This window comes from Blautia sp. AF19-10LB, assembly GCF_003461245.1.
Classification (GTDB): Bacteria; Bacillota; Clostridia; order Lachnospirales; family Lachnospiraceae; genus Blautia_A; species Blautia_A intestinihominis.
The window spans coordinates 37,660-56,778 of sequence record NZ_QTWS01000017.1; the positions used below are offsets into that span (position 1 = coordinate 37,660).

The 19,119-nt window shown below is 44.7% G+C and carries 15 protein-coding genes; 14 read left to right on the plus strand and 1 reads right to left on the minus strand.

All coding sequences use genetic code 11. From position 1 onward, the window contains the following. Nucleotides 1-17: 17 nt before the first annotated feature. Nucleotides 18-1,814 (plus strand): aspartate--tRNA ligase, encoded by a 1,797-nt coding sequence (gene aspS, locus DWX28_RS10570; RefSeq protein ID WP_118252656.1) that lies wholly within the window; start codon nucleotides 18-20, stop codon nucleotides 1,812-1,814. Nucleotides 1,815-1,894: 80 nt separating this feature from the next. Here the strand turns inward: aspS and DWX28_RS10575 are convergent, their stop codons facing one another. Beyond that, on the minus strand, nucleotides 1,895-3,193 hold the full coding sequence (locus tag DWX28_RS10575; protein WP_243002408.1) for a hypothetical protein: 1,299 nt from the start codon (nucleotides 3,191-3,193) through the stop codon (nucleotides 1,895-1,897). Nucleotides 3,194-3,492: 299 nt separating this feature from the next. Here DWX28_RS10575 and DWX28_RS10580 point away from each other — a divergent pair, with 299 nt between their 5' ends. The 13 genes from DWX28_RS10580 (at nucleotide 3,493) to DWX28_RS10640 (ending at nucleotide 19,107) form a co-directional block, all read left to right on the plus strand. Further along, nucleotides 3,493-4,938, plus strand: coding sequence for an efflux RND transporter periplasmic adaptor subunit (locus tag DWX28_RS10580; protein ID WP_118252657.1), 1,446 nt, complete (start codon nucleotides 3,493-3,495; stop codon nucleotides 4,936-4,938). Further along, complete coding sequence (locus DWX28_RS10585; RefSeq protein WP_118252658.1) at nucleotides 4,938-5,618, plus strand: ABC transporter ATP-binding protein; 681 nt, start codon at nucleotides 4,938-4,940, stop codon at nucleotides 5,616-5,618. The genes DWX28_RS10580 and DWX28_RS10585 overlap by 1 nt, the downstream gene beginning before the upstream one ends. After that, entirely contained in the window at nucleotides 5,615-7,579 is a 1,965-nt protein-coding gene (locus DWX28_RS10590) for an efflux RND transporter periplasmic adaptor subunit (RefSeq protein ID WP_118252659.1), read from the plus strand. Before DWX28_RS10585 ends, DWX28_RS10590 begins: the two co-directional genes overlap by 4 nt. A 14-nt stretch (nucleotides 7,580-7,593) precedes the next feature. Beyond that, entirely contained in the window at nucleotides 7,594-8,850 is a 1,257-nt protein-coding gene (locus tag DWX28_RS10595) for an ABC transporter permease (RefSeq protein WP_022214358.1), read from the plus strand. 224 nt (nucleotides 8,851-9,074) lie between these two features. Beyond that, entirely contained in the window at nucleotides 9,075-9,947 is an 873-nt protein-coding gene (locus tag DWX28_RS10600) for a DegV family protein (protein WP_022214357.1), read from the plus strand. Nucleotides 9,948-9,959: 12 nt separating this feature from the next. Continuing rightward, on the plus strand, nucleotides 9,960-11,726 hold the full coding sequence (gene argS, locus DWX28_RS10605) for an arginine--tRNA ligase (protein ID WP_022214356.1): 1,767 nt from the start codon (nucleotides 9,960-9,962) through the stop codon (nucleotides 11,724-11,726). 94 nt (nucleotides 11,727-11,820) lie between these two features. Then, nucleotides 11,821-13,104 (plus strand): serine/threonine protein kinase, encoded by a 1,284-nt coding sequence (locus DWX28_RS10610; RefSeq protein ID WP_118252660.1) that lies wholly within the window; start codon nucleotides 11,821-11,823, stop codon nucleotides 13,102-13,104. Nucleotides 13,105-13,133: 29 nt separating this feature from the next. Beyond that, the gene (locus DWX28_RS10615) at nucleotides 13,134-13,979 is read left to right on the plus strand and encodes a hypothetical protein (RefSeq protein ID WP_158565304.1); all 846 of its coding nucleotides are present in this window, start codon (nucleotides 13,134-13,136) and stop codon (nucleotides 13,977-13,979) included. Nucleotides 13,980-13,994: 15 nt separating this feature from the next. Continuing rightward, entirely contained in the window at nucleotides 13,995-14,642 is a 648-nt protein-coding gene (locus DWX28_RS10620; RefSeq protein ID WP_022214353.1) for an HAD-IA family hydrolase, read from the plus strand. Nucleotides 14,643-14,752: 110 nt separating this feature from the next. Next, on the plus strand, nucleotides 14,753-15,475 hold the full coding sequence (locus tag DWX28_RS10625; RefSeq protein WP_243002410.1) for a CPBP family intramembrane glutamic endopeptidase: 723 nt from the start codon (nucleotides 14,753-14,755) through the stop codon (nucleotides 15,473-15,475). 185 nt (nucleotides 15,476-15,660) lie between these two features. Next, nucleotides 15,661-16,032: a GntR family transcriptional regulator gene (locus DWX28_RS10630; RefSeq protein ID WP_022214351.1), complete on the plus strand. Its 372-nt coding sequence runs from the start codon at nucleotides 15,661-15,663 to the stop codon at nucleotides 16,030-16,032. Further along, entirely contained in the window at nucleotides 16,029-16,931 is a 903-nt protein-coding gene (locus DWX28_RS10635; protein ID WP_022214350.1) for an ABC transporter ATP-binding protein, read from the plus strand. The genes DWX28_RS10630 and DWX28_RS10635 overlap by 4 nt, the downstream gene beginning before the upstream one ends. Further along, on the plus strand, nucleotides 16,906-19,107 hold the full coding sequence (locus DWX28_RS10640; RefSeq protein ID WP_118252663.1) for a DUF6449 domain-containing protein: 2,202 nt from the start codon (nucleotides 16,906-16,908) through the stop codon (nucleotides 19,105-19,107). The genes DWX28_RS10635 and DWX28_RS10640 overlap by 26 nt, the downstream gene beginning before the upstream one ends. Nucleotides 19,108-19,119: the final 12 nt, after the last annotated feature.

Genomic DNA, 19,119 nt, shown 5'->3' on the forward strand with positions numbered 1-19,119 from the left:
TCAAAAGGAGAAAAATCATGGCTGAAAGTATGAAAGGTCTGCACAGGACATGCCGATGTGCAGAAGTAACAAACGATATGGTCGGCAGCAAAGTAACTCTGATGGGATGGGTTCAGAAGGCCCGCAACAAAGGTGGACTTGTCTTTGTTGATCTTCGTGACCGTTCCGGAATCATGCAGGTTATTTTTGAAAATGGCGGCATTGATGAAGAGGGATTCGAAAAAGCCGGCAAACTGAGAAGTGAGTTTGTGATCGCAGTTACAGGTACTGTTGAGAACCGTGGCGGCGCTGTAAATGAAAACCTTGCTACAGGTGCACTCGAACTTCGTGCAGAATCCTTAAGAATCCTGGCAGAGTCCGATGTTCCGCCTTTCCCGATCGAGGAAAACAGCAAGACAAAAGACGAGATCCGTCTGAAATACCGTTACCTTGACCTGAGAAGACCGGACCTTCAGAGAAATCTGATGATGAAGAGCAAAGTTATGATGCTCACCCGTAAATTCTTCACAGACGAAGGATTCCTTGAAGTTGAGACACCAATGCTTGGTAAGAGTACACCGGAAGGTGCAAGAGATTACCTTGTTCCGTCCAGGATCCATCCAGGTTCTTTCTACGGACTTCCACAGTCTCCGCAGCTTTACAAACAGCTTCTGATGTGCTCTGGATATGACCGTTATATCCAGATCGCACGCTGCTTCCGTGATGAGGACCTTCGTGCGGACCGTCAGCCGGAATTTACGCAGATCGATATGGAGCTTTCTTTCGTAGATGTTGATGATGTCATCGACGTAAATGAGAGATTCCTTGCATACCTGTTCAAAGAAGTTCTTGATGTAGATGTTAAACTTCCGATCCAGAGAATCACCTGGCAGGAAGCTATGGACCGTTTCGGTTCTGACAAGCCGGATATGCGTTTTGGAATGGAACTGCATGACGTAAGCGAAGTAGTTAAGGATTGCGGATTTGTAGTATTCAAGGGTGCTCTTGAGGCAGGCGGAAGTGTTCGTGGTATCAACGCAGAAGGCCAGGGCAGCATGCCGCGTAAGAAGATCGACAAACTCGTTGAGTTTGCAAAGACTTATGGTGCAAAAGGTCTTGCTTACATCGCGATCGCAGAAGACGGCACCCGCAAATCTTCTTTCGCCAAATTTATGACAGAAGAAGAGATGGATGCACTTGTTCAGGCTATGGAAGGTAAGCCGGGGGACCTGCTTCTCTTTGCAGCAGACAAGAACAAAGTTGTATACGATGTTCTCGGAGCTCTCCGTGTAGAACTTGCAAAACAGATGGATCTTCTTGATAAGAATGAATATCGTTTCGTATGGGTAACAGAGTTCCCGCTTCTTGAGTGGAACGAAGAAGAAAACCGTTACACAGCAATGCACCATCCATTCACCATGCTGATGGATGAAGATATCCCGCTGATCGAGAGCGGAGATCTTGGAAAGATCCGTGCAAAAGCATACGATATCGTACTGAATGGTAACGAGATCGGTGGTGGTAGTGTTCGAATCCACCAGAATGATATCCAGGAGAAGATGTTTGAGATGCTTGGCTTCACCAAAGAAGCTGCTTATGAACAGTTCGGATTCCTCCTGAATGCATTCAAATACGGAGTTCCGCCTCACGCTGGACTGGCTTACGGACTTGACCGTCTCGTAATGCTGATGGCAAAAGTTGACAGCATCCGTGACGTCATCGCCTTCCCGAAGGTAAAAGATGCTTCCTGCCTGATGACAGAATCGCCGAGCAGAGTAAGCGAGCAGCAGCTTGAAGAACTTGGACTTGAGACAGCTCCGGAAGAAGCTGAATAATTAATTATATACAAAAACTCCCGCCAGCCTGTGATATAAAGGTCTGGCAGGAGTTTTTTGATCTGGAGAAGGACGAAAGTTTATTCTTCGTAGGAACTGTCATCGGATGCAGTGTCATCTTCATAATTATCAGCATTTGCGTCATCATCCGAAAAATCGTAGCCGGAATCGAAATCTTCTTCATCGATATATTCGGAAGAATCAGACAGTGTTTCGTCAGATGGTTCGGAGTTACTTTCATCATTTGAAAGTTCGCTGTTTTCATCGGGGACAGGTGTGGTGCTGAGCGTTCCAAATATAGCATTTCCGATGGCTTCACTGTTTTCCAGGAGTTTCCAGGATGCACCGTCGTTGGTAAGATGAAAAGTAACAGAAGAAGTGACGGTATCTGTGTTTTCCTTAATGCTGTTAAGGAGAAGTTCCAGAGAATGCTCATATCTTTTGGAAGAACCATCAATGACGGCATCAACAGAGGAGAGATAAGTATCCCGGCTGCTCTGATAATCAGAAAGTATGGATGCACTGTCAAAAGTTGTAATTTCTGTAGTTACGACAGCATTGTAACTTTGAATATTGCAACTGGTGATCTGATAATCAAGAGTTTTGTGAACCTGATCGACAAGAGCTGATGCAATGGAATTCTTGGCAGAATCTGAAGTGTTCAAAAGACTTTCCAGACCAAGATAATTTCCCATTTGTTTAGAATCCATGGTTTTGAGGGTATCTAAATAGACGGACAGTGTTTCTTCTGGAGACATGAGATCACTGTCGGACAGATAAGTCATAAGACCGCCGACAAGATCATTTTCCAGAGAATGGGTCCGTATGATCTCCCATTCCTGTTTGGAAGTACCCTTGTCTGTGAGCCTGATGGTACATTCCGTTTCCATAGTTTCATAGTGATTCTGCTTCAACAGATCATCAAGGATCAGATAACGGTCCTCCATGGAAGTTGTAGTTTCTTCGGTGTCTGCTGAATCAGAACTGGCTGCCTTGAGGATTGCTGCTTTGAGGGAAGCTTCGGCGTAATCGGAAGCTAAGGTCTGAGCATCTATGGTAGTCAGCTTTATCTTTGCTGTGGCTTCTTTTTTATCTTCGTCGACGTCAAGATCAAGAATTTGATAATCAAAATCCTGAAAGAAGAGAGAAAAAACTTCTTCTACTTCCTGGGAAAGAGAAGTTTCCGTCGTTGCGTCGGGGAACAGTTCTTTATAGGATACATATTTCTGGGCAGTATCGGAGTCCAGATTCTTGAGGAGATTCAGTTCGTTGCTGATCACTGTTTTTACATCGGTTTTATCGAGGTGGGAACAGCCGCCAAAACAGACAACTGCAAGGATAAAAACGAAAAGAGAGATCAGATTTTTGGCAATCTTCATAAGTATCTTTCCTTTCAAAAAAATATTCTTATACATTTTACCAAAAATCAGCTCAAAAGTCAAAAAAATGGATATTTTACTCTGTTTTTGGAAAGAAAACGTGAAAAAAATGTGAAAATCTTAATGATTTTGTGGAAGACTTTCTTTTTTGGAAACAATCTGCTATGATAGGTAAGATAAAAAAGTAGCTGTTACAGAATTGTAGCAGTAATCATGTAACATAAATTAAGAAACAAAAAACGACAGGAATATGTCAGAATGTCCGATGGCGAAGGGCTGTAAGGAGGAAACTTCATATTATGAAAAAAAGAATTCTGATCCTTTTGGGGATCCTGATAATAGGAGGAGGCGCAGCGGGAGTCTGCTGGAAAACAGGAGTGTTTGGACAGCAGGAAGTCAGCGGAGATGTTATATATGTAACACTGATCAGTGAGATCAATGGAGATGCTGCAGGTGTATCCAACAGATATGCAGGCACGGTAGAACCGCAGGAAACGGTTGAGGTGGAACTGGAGAGTGGAAGATCTGTCAAGGAAGTCCAGGTCAAGACAGGAGACCAGGTCAAAAAAGGACAGCTTTTGTTTGAATATGATCTCAGCAGTATTCAGGACAGCCTGGAGGAAGCGCAGCTGGAACTGGACCGTCTCAAGAATGAGGAGTCCAGCCTGAATGATCAGATTGCTACTCTCGAAAAAGAAAAGAAACAGGCATCTCAGGACAATCAGCTGTCTTATACAATTGAAATTGAGACAAACAAAATGAATCTCAAAAAAAATGAATATAATCAGAAAAGCAAGCAGGCAGAAATTGATAAACTGCAGAGCGCAACAGGTAATACTGAGGTGAGAAGTTCGATTGATGGTGTAATTCAGAAGATTGACACATCTAAATTATCAACAGATGATGGAGACAGTCTGGATGACAGTGCTAACGATATGTCTTCTTCTTCTGATACAGGAAGTGGAAGCAGCAATGCATTTATTACGATTCTGAGTACTGGTTCGTACAGAGTCAAAGGAACTGTAAATGAACTGAATATCCAGAACATTGTAGAAGGAGAACCGGTAATTGTCCGGTCTCGTGTGGACAGCAGTCAGATCTGGCATGGGACCATGGGTACTATTGATAAGGACAGTGCAACTACCAACAGTAGCAGCAACAGCTTCGGTATGATGGATGCAAGTGGAGATTCCCAGACTTCTTCAAGTACCTATCCATTTTATGTGAATCTTGATTCTTCTGACGGTCTCATGCTTGGACAGCATGTTTACATAGAAAATGACGAAGGACAGGAAGATCAGAAAGCAGGCCTGTGGCTGAGTGAAGTGTATATTTCAGATACAGATACTGACCAGCCGTATGTCTGGGCAATGGGTAAGGACAAGAAACTTGAGAAGCGCAGCGTGATTCTTGGACAGTATGATGAAGAACTGGGAGAATATGAGATCGCAGACGGACTTACGAAGGATGATTATATTGCTTACCCGGCAGAAAATCTCAAAGAGGGAATGGCAACGACCAAAAACAGAGAAGAAGCTGTTGAGTCAGATAATGTAGATATGGAGCCTGTTTCTGATATGAGTTCTGATGAACTTCCGGCAGATGATAATATGGATAGCATTGACTACGGGTATGACGGAACAGACGACACCATGATAAGTGATTACGATACGGGTGATATGACCGATGGCGATCTCCCGGACGAAGATCTGGTCCCGATACAGGATGATACGGAGGCAGAGTAATGATCTTGGAATTAAAAGGAATCTATAAGGATTACCAGCAGGGCAAAATGAGCGTTCCGGTACTGAAAGATATCAACTTTTCCATGGAAGAGGGAGAATATGTGGCAATCATGGGACCGTCCGGTTCAGGCAAGACAACACTTATGAATATCATAGGATGTCTTGACAAACCGACAAAGGGAGAATTTTTTCTGGATGGTCAGGAGATTGGAACCTGTTCCGAAAATGACATGTCAGATATCCGTCTGAACAAGATCGGTTTTGTTTTTCAGAGTTTTCATCTTCTTCCGCGGCAGTCAGCAGCAGCAAATGTGGAACTTCCGCTTAACTATGCCAAAGTTCCAAAGAAAGAACGCAGACAGAGAGCCCTCAAAGCACTGGATCGTGTAGGACTTGCTGATCGAGTTGACTTTAAGCCGAACCAGCTTTCCGGAGGACAGATGCAGAGAGTGGCGATCGCCAGGGCAATCGTAAACAGTCCGAAACTGCTTCTTGCAGATGAACCCACAGGAGCACTGGACAGTAAGTCCGGAGCACAGGTCATGGAGCTTTTTCAGAAGTTAAATGATGAGGGGGTAACAGTCCTGATGATCACGCATGATCCGGAAATCGCAGCACATGCGAAACGTGTAGTAACGATCCGTGACGGTGAACTCAGGGAAAAAGAGGTGAATTCATGAAGAAAAAAATCATCATAGGAGTTCTGATCGCTGCATTGATAGCGGGCGGTACTGCCGGTGGTGCAGTTTATTACAGAAAATCACATCAGAGTGAAGTGTCAGTTGTAAGTGTGGACAGCCTGGCGAGTCAGTATTATACGGATGATACCAGCTTGGAGGGAAATATCGCTACAAGTGCAGTTCAAAGTATTACCATAGACAAAGACATGATCGTTCAGGATGTTTATGTATCAAAAGGCGATACAGTAAAAAAAGGAGACAAACTGGTTTCTTTTGATATGACACTGGTGCAGATGGAACTCAAGATCGCGAAACTGAAGCAGGAACAGCAGGAACAAAATCTGGCAAAGGCACAGAAACGACTTGCGAGTCTTCAGAATGGAGGTCCTGTTGAGGAAAGCGATGCAGGCAGTGATTCTCTGAATGCAGACCAGCCATCGGACACAGATACAAGCAGCACCGGAGATGAGCTGGCTTCGGCTGGAAGTTCCCTGAACGGAGTTTATCTGGCAGCAGTAATGAATCCAATTCTGGCGGCAGCCATGCTGGAAAGCACAGCTTCGACCGAGGATTTTACGGATACGCAGCAGGAAGCTTCCTCTGAGGAAGCAGATACGAGCGCAGATGTGGATTTTGGTTCTGATGATACAGGGGAAGATGATACGGAACCTACGCCGATTCCTGAACAAACAGAAACACCGGAAGAGACACCGATACCAACACCAACGGAAACACCGGGAGCAGATCAGCCGCAGGACGATTTTGTGGATGATGTAAAAATTGTGGATATAGCACCAGGTGAGAATAAAGATAAACTGATGGATGGAGAATCACAGTTTGTGAAGATCCTGAATGATGAAACAGAACCTATTACCGGAACTGGTACAAAGGATGATCCGTTTGTGTTCCTGTGTGACTCGTCCGAAGGATATGTAGTTGCAAAAGGTTCTTTCCTTAACAAAATGGCACAGTTTAACAGTGACGGTACAAGAGATGCGGGAAAGACAGGATACTGGTATCAGCTGGAATTTCATCAGAATAATCAGGTGGCAGATTATCAGGACAGAAAGTCATCCTGTATTGGGTATTATCTCATTGATGGAAATCTTCTTGACAAACGTGTAGATAATGATTCGGAAATTGAATATACACTGGATGGTGCAAGTCAGTATGAGGATGAATTACCAGATGATGGTGGAGATTATGATAATGCGGATGATTCAGGAAACGCTTCAATTACCAGAGATGAAGCAATCAAAATCCAGAAATCAAGAATTCAGAGTCTGAGTCTGGATATTCGGGAAAGCAAACTGAATATCAGTAAACTGGAAAAGAAGGTTCAGAAAGAAACGATTTACAGCAGACTGGATGGAACTGTGGCAAAGGTTGGAGATTCCACAACTTCATCTTCTGATGGAAGCACTTTTATGACAGTTAAGAGCAAAGAAGGATACTATGTTAAAGGAACGGTAAGTGAACTGATGCTGGATCAGATAAAGGAAGGCACAGAATTGAAATGTTCCACTTCAAATGGTGACTTTAATGCAAAGGTGGCATACGTGTCCGAGTATCCTGTTTCGGGCGATTCTTCCTATTATGGAAGTGGAAATCCGAATGCTTCTTACTACGAATATACAGCTACTATAGAGGACAGTTCCGTTAAAGTATCAGATGACGACTGGCTTACGGTTATGCTGGCAGGAAATGTGGTCAGCAATGGAATTGTTCTGGACAGAGCATTTGTCCGCACTGAAAATGGAGTCAGCTATGTCTACAAGGATGATAATGGTGTGCTGAAAAAACAGATTCTGAAAGTGGGAGGCAATGTAAACAGTGGATACAGTGTTCTCGTAACAGGAGGAATCACCAGAGAAGACAAAATTGCTTTTCCTTATGGCGATGATGTTGCAGATGGTGTCAAAACAAAAGAAGTTTCAGCAGACGAAATGTATGGCTACTAGGAAGGTGGGAATTTATGCTTGAAAATATCAGAATATCCATTCAGGGAATCTGGTCTCACAAAATGCGATCCTTTCTGACAATGCTTGGTATCATTATCGGTATTGCCTCCATTATTGCAATCGTTTCAACTTTGAAGGGAACAAATGAACAGATCAAGGAAGACCTGATCGGTGCGGGTAATAACACGGTTTCCATTACGCTTAATTATGGAGACAGTGCTTATGACCAGGATTACGGAATGAGTGATGGGAAAGCTGCACCGCTTCTTTCAGATGAACAGAAAGAAGAAGTACGGAAACTGGATCATGTAGAGAATGCGACATTTTTTTACAGTCGTTCTTATGCGAGCAACGTTTATTATCAGAATGTCAGTTTCCAGGGCGGAAGCATTTATGGAATAGACATGGAGTATCTGGAAACTCGCGGGTATATGGTCAGAGCGGGTAGAGGTTTTGTACAGAAAGATCTCAATGAGATGAGAAAGGTCGTTCTTGTGGATGATAATGCAGCAGAGAATCTGTTTGCAGGAGAGAACCCGGTAGGTAAGACGATTGAGATTGGATCAGAACCGTTTACCGTTGTCGGGGTTGTTCAGCAGAGTGACGACTATCTTCCGAACATCAAGACGATTGACGAGTTCAATGAATATTATCAGACCATCATGGGAACAGTTATGATCCCGGAAACCACCTGGCCGACAGCTTTTCAGTTTGACGAGCCGCAGAATGCAGTGATCCGTGCGGATTCTACAGACAATATGAGTTCTGCCGGAAATGCAGCAGCGGAAGTTATGAATCAGGGAATTGATACAAATTCTTCCAAGTTCAAATACAAGGCTGACGATGTGATGCAGCAGGTAAGAAATATGCAGAAACTCAGCGAAAGCACCAATACACAGCTGATCTGGATCGCAAGTATTTCTCTGCTGGTAGGAGGTATCGGTGTTATGAACATCATGCTGGTATCTGTCACAGAGCGAACGAGTGAGATCGGTCTAAAGAAAGCGATCGGAGCAAGAAAAAAGGTCATTCTTTTCCAGTTTCTGACAGAAGCGGCCATGCTGACAAGTATTGGCGGTATCATTGGAGTTATTGTCGGAATTGTCCTGTCGAAAGTGGTCTCCAAGCTTTCGGGAGCACCGACGGCGATCAGTATTCCGGCGATCATCGGATCAGTAATATTTTCCATGCTGATCGGAGTTATCTTTGGACTGCTCCCATCTGTTAAGGCAGCAGACCTGAACCCGATCGATGCACTGCGAAGTGAATAAGTCAAAAATCTGTTACTGTGAACGGAGTGAACAGTAACAAAAAACCTCTATGGTTCCCGGGAACCATAGAGGTTTTTTTATATAAAATGTAAAAAATATCCGGCTTTTATATTTTTAATTGAGATACCGGGTGAGATGTGCTAAACTATAAACAGTATGCAATGATTCAATAAGGATATGAGTATTGTTATCTGAAAACAGAAAAACACATGAGGAGATACAGTATGGGAAAAATTGCGATTGTAACAGACAGTAACAGTGGCATTACACAGGATGAAGGACGAGAGCTTGGAATTTCTGTCCTCCCGATGCCTTTTTATATTAATGATGTTATGTATCTTGAGGGGATCACACTTTCTCAGGAAGAATTTTATGAGAAGCTCAAGAACGATGAAGCAATCTCTACTTCACAGCCAGGCCCGGCAGAAGTCTGCGGACTGTGGGACAATCTTCTGGAGGAGTATGATGAGGTTGTGCACATTCCGATGTCCAGCGGATTAAGTGCAGCATGCGATACTGCAACAGCACTTTCCAGAGAATATGGCGGCAAAGTACAGGTTGTCAACAACCAGAGGATTTCCGTAACACAGCGTCAGTCCGTTCTGGATGCACTGGCACTGCGTGATGTAGGCAAGACAGCCGCAGAGATCAAAGAAGTTCTCGAAGCGGAAAAAATGGAATCCAGCATCTACATCACACTGGAAACACTGAAATATCTCAAAAAAGGCGGCAGGATCACTCCGGCAGCAGCAGCGATCGGAACTGTTCTCAACCTGAAACCGGTTCTTCAGATCCAGGGAGAGAAATTGGATGCCTATGCCAAGGTAAGAGGTAAGAAACAGGCAAAGAAAGTCATGCTCAAAGCAATGAGAGAAGACTGGGACAGCCGTTTTAAGGAATATGCAGAAGCAGGAGAAATGTGCCTCCAGATGGCATATACAGGAAACAAAGAAGAAGCAGAGGAATTCAAGAATGAAGTTCAGGCAGCATTCCCGGGTCTGGACATCCATATGGATCCGCTTTCTTTAAGTGTAGCCTGCCACATCGGACACGGAGCACTCGCCGTAGCCTGCTCCAAAAAAGTAACTGTAAAATAAGGAGATATGATAATGAAAAAACTTATGGAATTAATGGCAGAGGAACTTGCTTCTGCTTTTGAAAAAGCCGGATATGATCCGTCATACGGCAAAGTAACCGTTTCCAACCGTCCTGACTTATGTGAATATCAGTGCAACGGAGCAATGGCAGGAGCCAAAGCTTACAAGAAAGCACCGTTCATGATCGCAGATGATGTAGTTGTATATCTCAAGGACAGCAAGATCTTTTCTATGGCAGAGGTTGTAAAACCAGGTTTTATCAACCTCAGAGTCAGAGAAGAATTCCTTGCAGACTACCTTAAGGAAATGGAAGCAGACCCGAAATACTCTGTCAGGACTGCAGAGACACCAAAGACCATCATCATCGACTACGGCGGACCGAACGTAGCAAAACCGCTCCACGTAGGACATCTTCGTTCCGCGATCATCGGAGAGAGTATCAAACGTATCGGCAGATATGTAGGACACAAGGTGATCGGTGACGTACATCTCGGTGACTGGGGACTCCAGATGGGACTTATCATCACAGAACTCAAACACCGCAAACCGGAGCTTGTTTACTTTGACGACAGCTATCAGGGAGAATACCCGCAGGAAGCACCGTTCACCATCAGCGAACTGGAAGAGATCTATCCATGTGCAAGCGGTAAATCCAAAGTAGATGAGGAATACCGTAACGAGGCACTTGAGGCAACACATCAGTTACAGCAGGGCAAACCAGGCTACATGGCTCTCTGGAACCACATCATGCAGGTTTCCGTAACTGACCTCAAGAGAAACTACAGCAATTTAAATGTATCCTTCGACCTCTGGAAAAAGGAATCCGACGCACAGCCATACATCCCGGATATGGTCCAGATGATGAAAGACCAGGGCTTCGCATACGAAGATCAGGGAGCACTCGTTGTAGATGTCAAAGAAGACACAGACACCAAAGAAATCCCGCCATGCATGCTTCTCAAATCCGACGGAGCATCCCTTTATACAACAACAGACCTTGCAACGATCGTAGAACGAGTAAAACTCTTCGATCCGGATGAGATCCTCTACGTCGTAGACAAACGCCAGGAACTCCACTTCATCCAGGTATTCCGCTGCGCAAGAAAGACCGGTCTCGTAAAACCAGAGACAGAACTTTCCTTCCTTGGCTTCGGTACCATGAACGGAAAAGACGGCAAACCATTCAAGACAAGAGACGGCGGCGTTATGCGTCTTGAAAACCTGATCGCAGACATCGACGAAGAAATGTTCCACAAGATTGTCGAAAACAGAAGCGTCAAAGACCAGGATGCGCAGGAAACAGCCAAAGTAGTAGGCCTCTCCGCAATCAAATACGGTGACCTCTCCAACCAGGCAACCAAAGACTACGTCTTCGACATCGACCGCTTCACCTCCTTCGAAGGAAACACAGGTCCGTACATCCTCTACACAATTGTACGAATCAAATCCATCCTGAACCGTTACAAAGAAGAAGGCGGAAACCTCGAATCCGGAGAACTCCTCCCGGCAGTAAACACCAGCCAGAAAAACCTCATGCTGGAACTGACCAAATTCGGAAGCACCATCGAAAACGCCTTCGAAGAAAAAGCACCACACAAAATCTGCGCTTACATCTACGAAGTCTCCAACGCCTTCAACAGCTTCTACCACGAGACCAAGATCCTGAGCGAAGAAAACCAGGGCCAGAAAGAATCCTTCCTCAAACTCCTGAGCCTCACCAAAAACATCCTCGAAACCAGCATCGACCTCCTGGGCTTCTCAGCCCCAGACCGCATGTAAAGTTTCCGTCCCTCACCTTTCCCCTTTTGTTCACACAAAGCGTGGTCGAAAAAGGGGGAGCCCGAGGGGGAAAAAACGGCCTTCGCAACTTCGAGTGCGTTCCCCCTCGGACGGTTTTGGAAAATTAGAAAGGAGAATAAATATAGATTTAACAGGCAAAATTCTAAAAAACCGCTACTGCATCATATCCAAGATAGGAGAGGGCGGGGAGGGAACCACTTACCTCTCCCGCGATATGGACCTGGGCACCTTCTGGACCATCAAACAACTCCCCATCTCAAAGAAAACCGAAGCAAAACTTCTAAAACATCTCAACCACCCATCCCTCCCAAGAATGACAGACTACACCGAACAAGACGATTCCTGCTACCTCGTCATGGAATACATCAAAGGCAAATCCCTTGAATCCCATCTAAAAGAATCTTATCAATTTTCTTTTGACCAAATCTTAACGATCACCCATACAATTCTTCAAATTTTTCAATACCTGCATTCACAAAAACCCCCCATTTATTATGGCGACTTAAAACCAGACAACTTAATCTTAGATGAAAATGGAAAAATCTACCTCATAGATTTTGGAAGCGCCCTGTGCAGTTACAAAACTGCAAGAAAAACGATAAAGGGAACAAAAGGCTACGCCGCTCCGGAACAATACGAAGGCATCCTGACCGCACCCAGCGATTTCTACGCCCTCGGCAAAACACTGCAAAAACTTTGCGGAAAAAAGAAATACCACTATTATATCCGCTCCCCGCAATTCGCAAAATTCATTCACAAATGCTGCCGCCAGGACCCGGACAAACGCTGGCAGAATGCAGAAGAAGCAGAAAAATATCTTGCAAAGATCAATTGGAAACCATTCTCCCTGAAATCCGTCCTGGTTCCGGTCTGTGCTGCACTCCTCACCCTCCTGGCAGTTATCCACGGCGCAGAACAGCAGCCGGTACTTCCAGAATTCCAGAACGCACTGGCAGCCGTGACAGCCAGATTTTATAGCATGGAATATCAAAGCAGCGATAAAAAATCCAGAGAACTTTTCTGCCTGGATACGGAACACAGATTACAGCAGATGCTCAAACTCTACAGAAAAAGTGAAGAGCAGATCCGCCTCCTGGAATTACTGGCGTGGAACGGAGAACTGCTTGGCAAAGCAAACAAAGCAGAGTTTTATTACAGACAGCTGATCACATACGAACCGGAATACGGAGCAGGCTATCTGGAGTTTGGAAACTTTCTCAACAGACAGGGGCGATATGAACAGAGTATGGAGGTATACAGAGAATGGGAAAAACAGACATCAGAAAAGAAAACAGACAACAGTCGGATAACACAGAATCAGATAGAAGCATGGAAAAAAGAAGCATCCTCAAAATAAAAAAGAACTTTCTGGCAGGAGTTTCGCTGTTGATATTTTTACTGCTCGCAGTAAAGGTTGTCCAGGCAATCGAACTGGGCGGCTTTGATGTTGATATGGGAACAGGAAGTTTCGAGGATGATTCCAGTTGGGATCAGGAAGAAACCACAGGCGGGACGACATCGTCCGACAATGATAATTATGACAGTAACAACAATTGGAGCAACACAGAAGATTCCTGGAATACAGGAGACGATTCCTCTGGCGCAGGTGCAGGAAGTTACACGACAGGAAACACCAATACCGCACAGCCAGAAACAGACTGGAACGATTTTTTCTCAGCAGACTCGTATGAAGATGGAACTTCAAACAACAACACCGTGTCTCAAAATAACAGCTCAGAAACCGCCAGGGCCGCAGACCATCAGAACAGTAATGATACCCTTTACAATATTGAAAATACAGAACAACAGATCGCAGACATATCTCCAACACCAATTCCTTCCCCCACACCAACAATGACACCAATCCCATCCATCAGTCCCACTCCAACCCCGGTCTCAGAAATCCAGAAAAATATCCTGACAGTTCCACAAAAAGAAGAAGAGCTTACCGAAGAAGAATGCCGCCAGAAAACGCAGCTCATTTACTGCAGAAAAGAGATCCGGAATGCAGCAGAGGCAGAAATCATCCCGGATCGATCACGTGTGATCGCAGTTGTCTCGATCCGGATAAATGGAAAAGAAGCAGACTGGCACTGGAGGAGCAGCAGGATCCTGCTGAAACTGAACCCACAGGAAATGCAGACAGAAATCGAGACAGCCATAATGTGCAGGAAAGAATTGTCGTGGACGGAAGCAAAAAAGAATGCTATACTAACGTATAATATTTTTTGACAATGGAGGAAATTTATGTATAAAGCAATTTTTTTTGATCTGGATGGAACACTGACAGAGTCTGGCGAGGGAATCACCAAATCCGTTCAGTATGCACTGGAAAAGATCGGAAAACCAGAAGAAGACCTGGAGAAACTGAAAGTCTTTGTCGGACCGCCGCTCATGGAACAGTTCATGAAATACGCCGGTGTGGACGAGGCTACTGGACGCAAGGCAGTAGAATTTTACAGAGAACGATATGAAGTAAAGGGAATTTACGAGAATCATCCATATGAGGGTGTGGAGGAGATGCTTCAGGAACTGAAACGCAAAGGTTACATTCTGGCAGTCGCTTCCTCAAAACCAGAGTACTATGTAACGCAGATCCTTGATTATTTCAAGCTGAGTTCTTATTTTGATGTGGTTGTAGGAAGTGAAATGAACGGTGCCAGAACAAGCAAATCAGAGGTGATCGAGGAAGCATTGAAACGCATCAACATGAGCGATAAACGAAACGAAGTTCTCATGGTAGGTGATAAAGAGCACGATGTTCTTGGCGCGCGTGCGGCAGGACTTGACTGTGTGGCAGTTGCATATGGTTATGGAACACAGGAAGAACTGACAGAGGCGAATCCTCTCAAGATCGTTGATTCTGTCGATGAACTGCTTCATTTTTTCGACTGAGCCCTCTGCGTAAACAAAGCCGCATCCACCGGATATGGAGAGTTCTTTATCCATGCGGAATCCATTTTCTGATCTCACAGATCATAGGGTATGCAGGAATCTGGCTTGCGATGCAGCTTTTGGGCGAAGGGGGAACGGAGGCTTATTATAATAATGCGATCCTGCTCACAGGGCTTACCGGACTTATCACTATGATTCCCTGTCTGTACTTTTACAAGAAGGACTGTCGGGCGAGAATAGCCGGCGGGCTGGTAACAGGACAGAAACCGAATCGGTTAAGCATTGGCGAATGCGGACTGATCCTGGTCATGGGAGCTGGTTTTGCGCAGTTTGCAAATATGTTCGTCAATATGATAGGTTCCTTTCTCAATGCAGAGGAATATCAGGAGACGATGAGCCAGTTGACGGATGGCAAGAGCATGTTTTTCCTGATCGTGTGCATGGGAATCATAGCACCACTTGCGGAGGAGATCGTGTTCCGCTGGCTGATCTATCTGAGACTCCGGGATTATATGCGCTCCGGTGAGGCGATCGTGATCTCCGGTCTGTTCTTTGGCATTTATCATGGAAATCTGGTGCAGGGTGTCTATGCAAGTATACTCGGATGTCTTTTCGCGTATTTTCTTGAACAGACAGGCAGCCTGTGGACAAGTGTCCTGCTCCACATGGGTGCCAATATATGGTCGCTGGTCCTTCCTGAACTGGCGGCATGGCTGCTTGATAGATATCCGATGGGAATTGCCGTGATGCTGGTTCTGCTTCTGACTGGAATGTGCGCCGGGATCAGCTATTTCCGAAACCGTACGGATACAGAACAGCGAAGGATCATATAAGAAAAAGAAACTTCTGGAATGAGATTTTATTCCGGGAGTTTTTTTATTGCCCGAACGGCTCAAACCGGCTTTGTGGAAATTTTAGATTTGAAAGTATTGTCTGAAAGGCATGGATATGCTAGAATGAGCGTATTAAAACAATTAGTACACTATATACACATAGAAAATGCAGGAAAGGAGGACCTATGATCGTTTTAGACTATCAGGACAGGCGGCCGTTGTACGAACAGGTAACAGAGAAATTCCGGACGCTGATCTATCAGGGCGCACTGCCGGCTGATTCCAGACTTCCATCTGTACGGCAGCTGGCAATAGAACTGTCGGTCAACCCAAACACGATCCAGAGAGCGTATATGACGCTGGAGCAGGAAGGACTGATCTACCCGGTGAAAGGCAAGGGGAATTTCGTGGCAGACACACAGAAGATACAGGAAAAATACAAAGAAGATTTTCGCAGCGAATTTCTCGAACTGGTAAAGCGAGGCTGTCGAAGTGGATTTGAAGAAAAGGAACTGCTCACATTAGTACAGAGAGGGTACAAGGAGGAACAGAAATGATAGAGATCAGAGAGTGCAGCAAGGCATTTGGAGCACTTCAGGCGGTCAATAACGTTTCCATGGATATTGGAGAGAGGGAAGTGTTCGGACTGGTTGGAAGCAATGGAGCAGGAAAAAGTACCCTGCTTCGAATGGTAGCAGGAATCCTGAAGCCAGATAAAGGCAGCATCACCGTTGACGATATGGAAGTCTATGACAATGAAACTGCGAAAGAGCTGTTTTTTTACATATCTGATGACTGCTATTTTCCGACAAATTTTACACCGGCAGATATGGCGGCTTTTTACAGGCTTCATTATCCGAAGTTTGAGATCCAGCGTTTTTCCAAACTGATGCGGCAGTTCCGGCTTGATGAGAAACAGCGGATCAGCAGTTTTTCGAAAGGAATGAAGAAGCTGCTCATGGTACTTCTGGGAATCAGTGCAGGAACGAAATATCTTCTCTGCGATGAAACTTTTGACGGACTGGATCCGGTGGTGCGGCAGGGTGTCAAGAGCCTTTTTGCAGCAGAGATCCTGAGCCGGGAATTCACACCGGTCCTCGCATCACATAACTTGAGGGAACTCGAGGATATCTGTGACCATGTGGGTCTTTTGCATAAGGGCGGCATGATCCTCAGTAAAGATCTGGAAGACATGAAATTCCATATCCACAAGATCCAGTGTGTATTACAGGATAAGAAACTGGAAGACGCACTCAGGAAAGAACTGGATGTCCTCAAAATCGATCATCAGGGATCCCTCACGCTTATCACTGCAAGGGGGACAAGGACAGAGATCATGCACAGGATCCAGGAAAAAAATCCACTGTTCTGCGAGGTACTTCCACTGAGTCTGGAAGAAATTTTTATCAGTGAAACGGAGGTGGCTGGTTATGAGATCCAGAATCTTTTCTTCTAAATATATCAAAACGGTATCCAAAGGACAGGCATGGATACCGGCGTTTCTGACACTTGGATTTATCCTGGCATTTCCGGTGATAGGACTGGAGAAACTGGGATCCTGGAGAAATCTGGGATATACGCAGGATCAGATCACACTTTTGTATTATCGTTTGTGGAAGGATGGATTTGTCCTGACAGGAATGGCTGTTGCGATGGCGGCAGGATTTATGAATGCAGTAAATGGATTCCTGTATCTGTATTCCAGAAAGAAAACGAATTTTTATCACAGTCTTCCAATGAAACGGTCAGAACTTTTTGCAGAAAAGGCAGTAATGGGACTGATCTACTATCTGGTGTCATATATCGTTATAGAATTTCTGACAGTCTGTGTTGGGGCAGCGAGGGGGCTTTTCAGCCTGGAACTTATGGGAATGGCAGTAAAAATGCTGTGCCTTCACCTGCTCGTTTATCTGATGATCTACTTCAGCGTTGTACTGGTCTTATGTATAACGGGAAATATGCTGATGGGAATCCTGACTTTGGGTGGAATATATCTGTACGGGATCGCACTGGAACTTGTCCTGGCGGCATGCGGACTTACTTTTCTGGATACTTTTATAGATAAGAGATATGGGATCATGGCATTTCTTTTGAAGGATGCTTCGCCTGCGGCATTTGCGTTCAGTCTGGCAGATGCCTACTCAGCCGGACACGCGGCGAAATATCTTGTGGCACTTGTGATCCTTATCGTTGTACTGGCAGTTCTTTCCTGGATCGCCTATGAAAAAAGACCTTCTGAGGCAGCAGGAAGATCCATGGTATACAGATGGGTAGCAGTACTGGTGAAATTTATGGTCGTGATCCCGACAGGACTGGCAGTGGGCTGGATCTTTTATCCGCAGGCAGATGGAAGGACAAAACTGATCTGGTGGGTGTTCGGCCTGATCCTGGGAACGGTACTTTCACATGGTATGATAGAAATTATCTACCATATGAGCTTCCAGAAATTTTTTGCAAAAAAAATGCAGCTTGTACTGGCAGGAGTGCTTGTGTTCGGATGTGCGATGATCTATCAGAAAGACCTTCTTCATTTTGACAGCTATCTTCCGAAACAGGAGGAGCTTGCATCTGTGAATATCAGTAACGGATATGATCAGGATTATTATGCTCATATAGAGAAAGCAGCAGATGGAGAATTTTATGATCTGACAGATAATTATAACTGGTACGATCCGGCAAATGCTCTGACAGGGGCAGACGGGATCGGAGACGAGACATACGAGGCTCTTGAAAATATCGTGAAAGACAGCCTGAATGTTGATAAAGCAAAAAAGAGATCTTATTTTATCTCTGTGAAATATACATTGAAATCCGGGCGTGTTGTATGCAGAGGTTACTGGGCTGATGTGAAGAATCTGAGAACTCTCATGAAAGGATTGTACGCAGAAGAAAATCTCAAAGAGAAAAAATACGAATTTCTGGATCTGGATGAAAAATATCTGACGACCATAGGAATGACAGATGCATGTGGAATGGGGTACAGTATCTTCCAGAATGATGACAGACAGAAACAGGAACTTCTCGATGCACTGAAAAAAGACATCGAGTCCGCATCAGCAGAAGATATGATGGAAGAAATAATAATCCAGCTTGACTTTAATTATGCACTTCCGGTCAGAAGTAATATCAACAGTCTTGTGCCGGGCAAGAACAATGAAGAAGTTACGTATGTGGACTGGAACCTTGGAGTTCCACCTTCTTTCAAAAATACACTTGCAATTCTTAAGAAAACAGGATATCCTCTGACAATAGAAGAACTGGATATCAACAAGATCTCACTGACTTATTATGAAGAGGAAAACATTTCCGAACAGGAAGAGTTTTTTTATACGAAACCAGAGGAAATAAAAGCAATCCAGAATGCACTGGTCCTGGAACGGAATGCATATGCGGGCGGTGATACGGAGACAGTTTCCAATGTAGCTGTTGCCGTTTACATGGAACAGGGGGAGATGATGAATTCCCTGTTTCTAAAGAGAGCAGATGTACCAGATTTCGTACTGGACAAAATGCAGGAACTTGGAATCAGCCCGGAGTTTTCTGATAACAGTGACGATGACGGAGATACAATGACAACCTACCAGAAGACCATAAACAGTTCGGGCAGGTGGCTCGCCTGGTTTGGAAAGTGAGACAGAATGAGG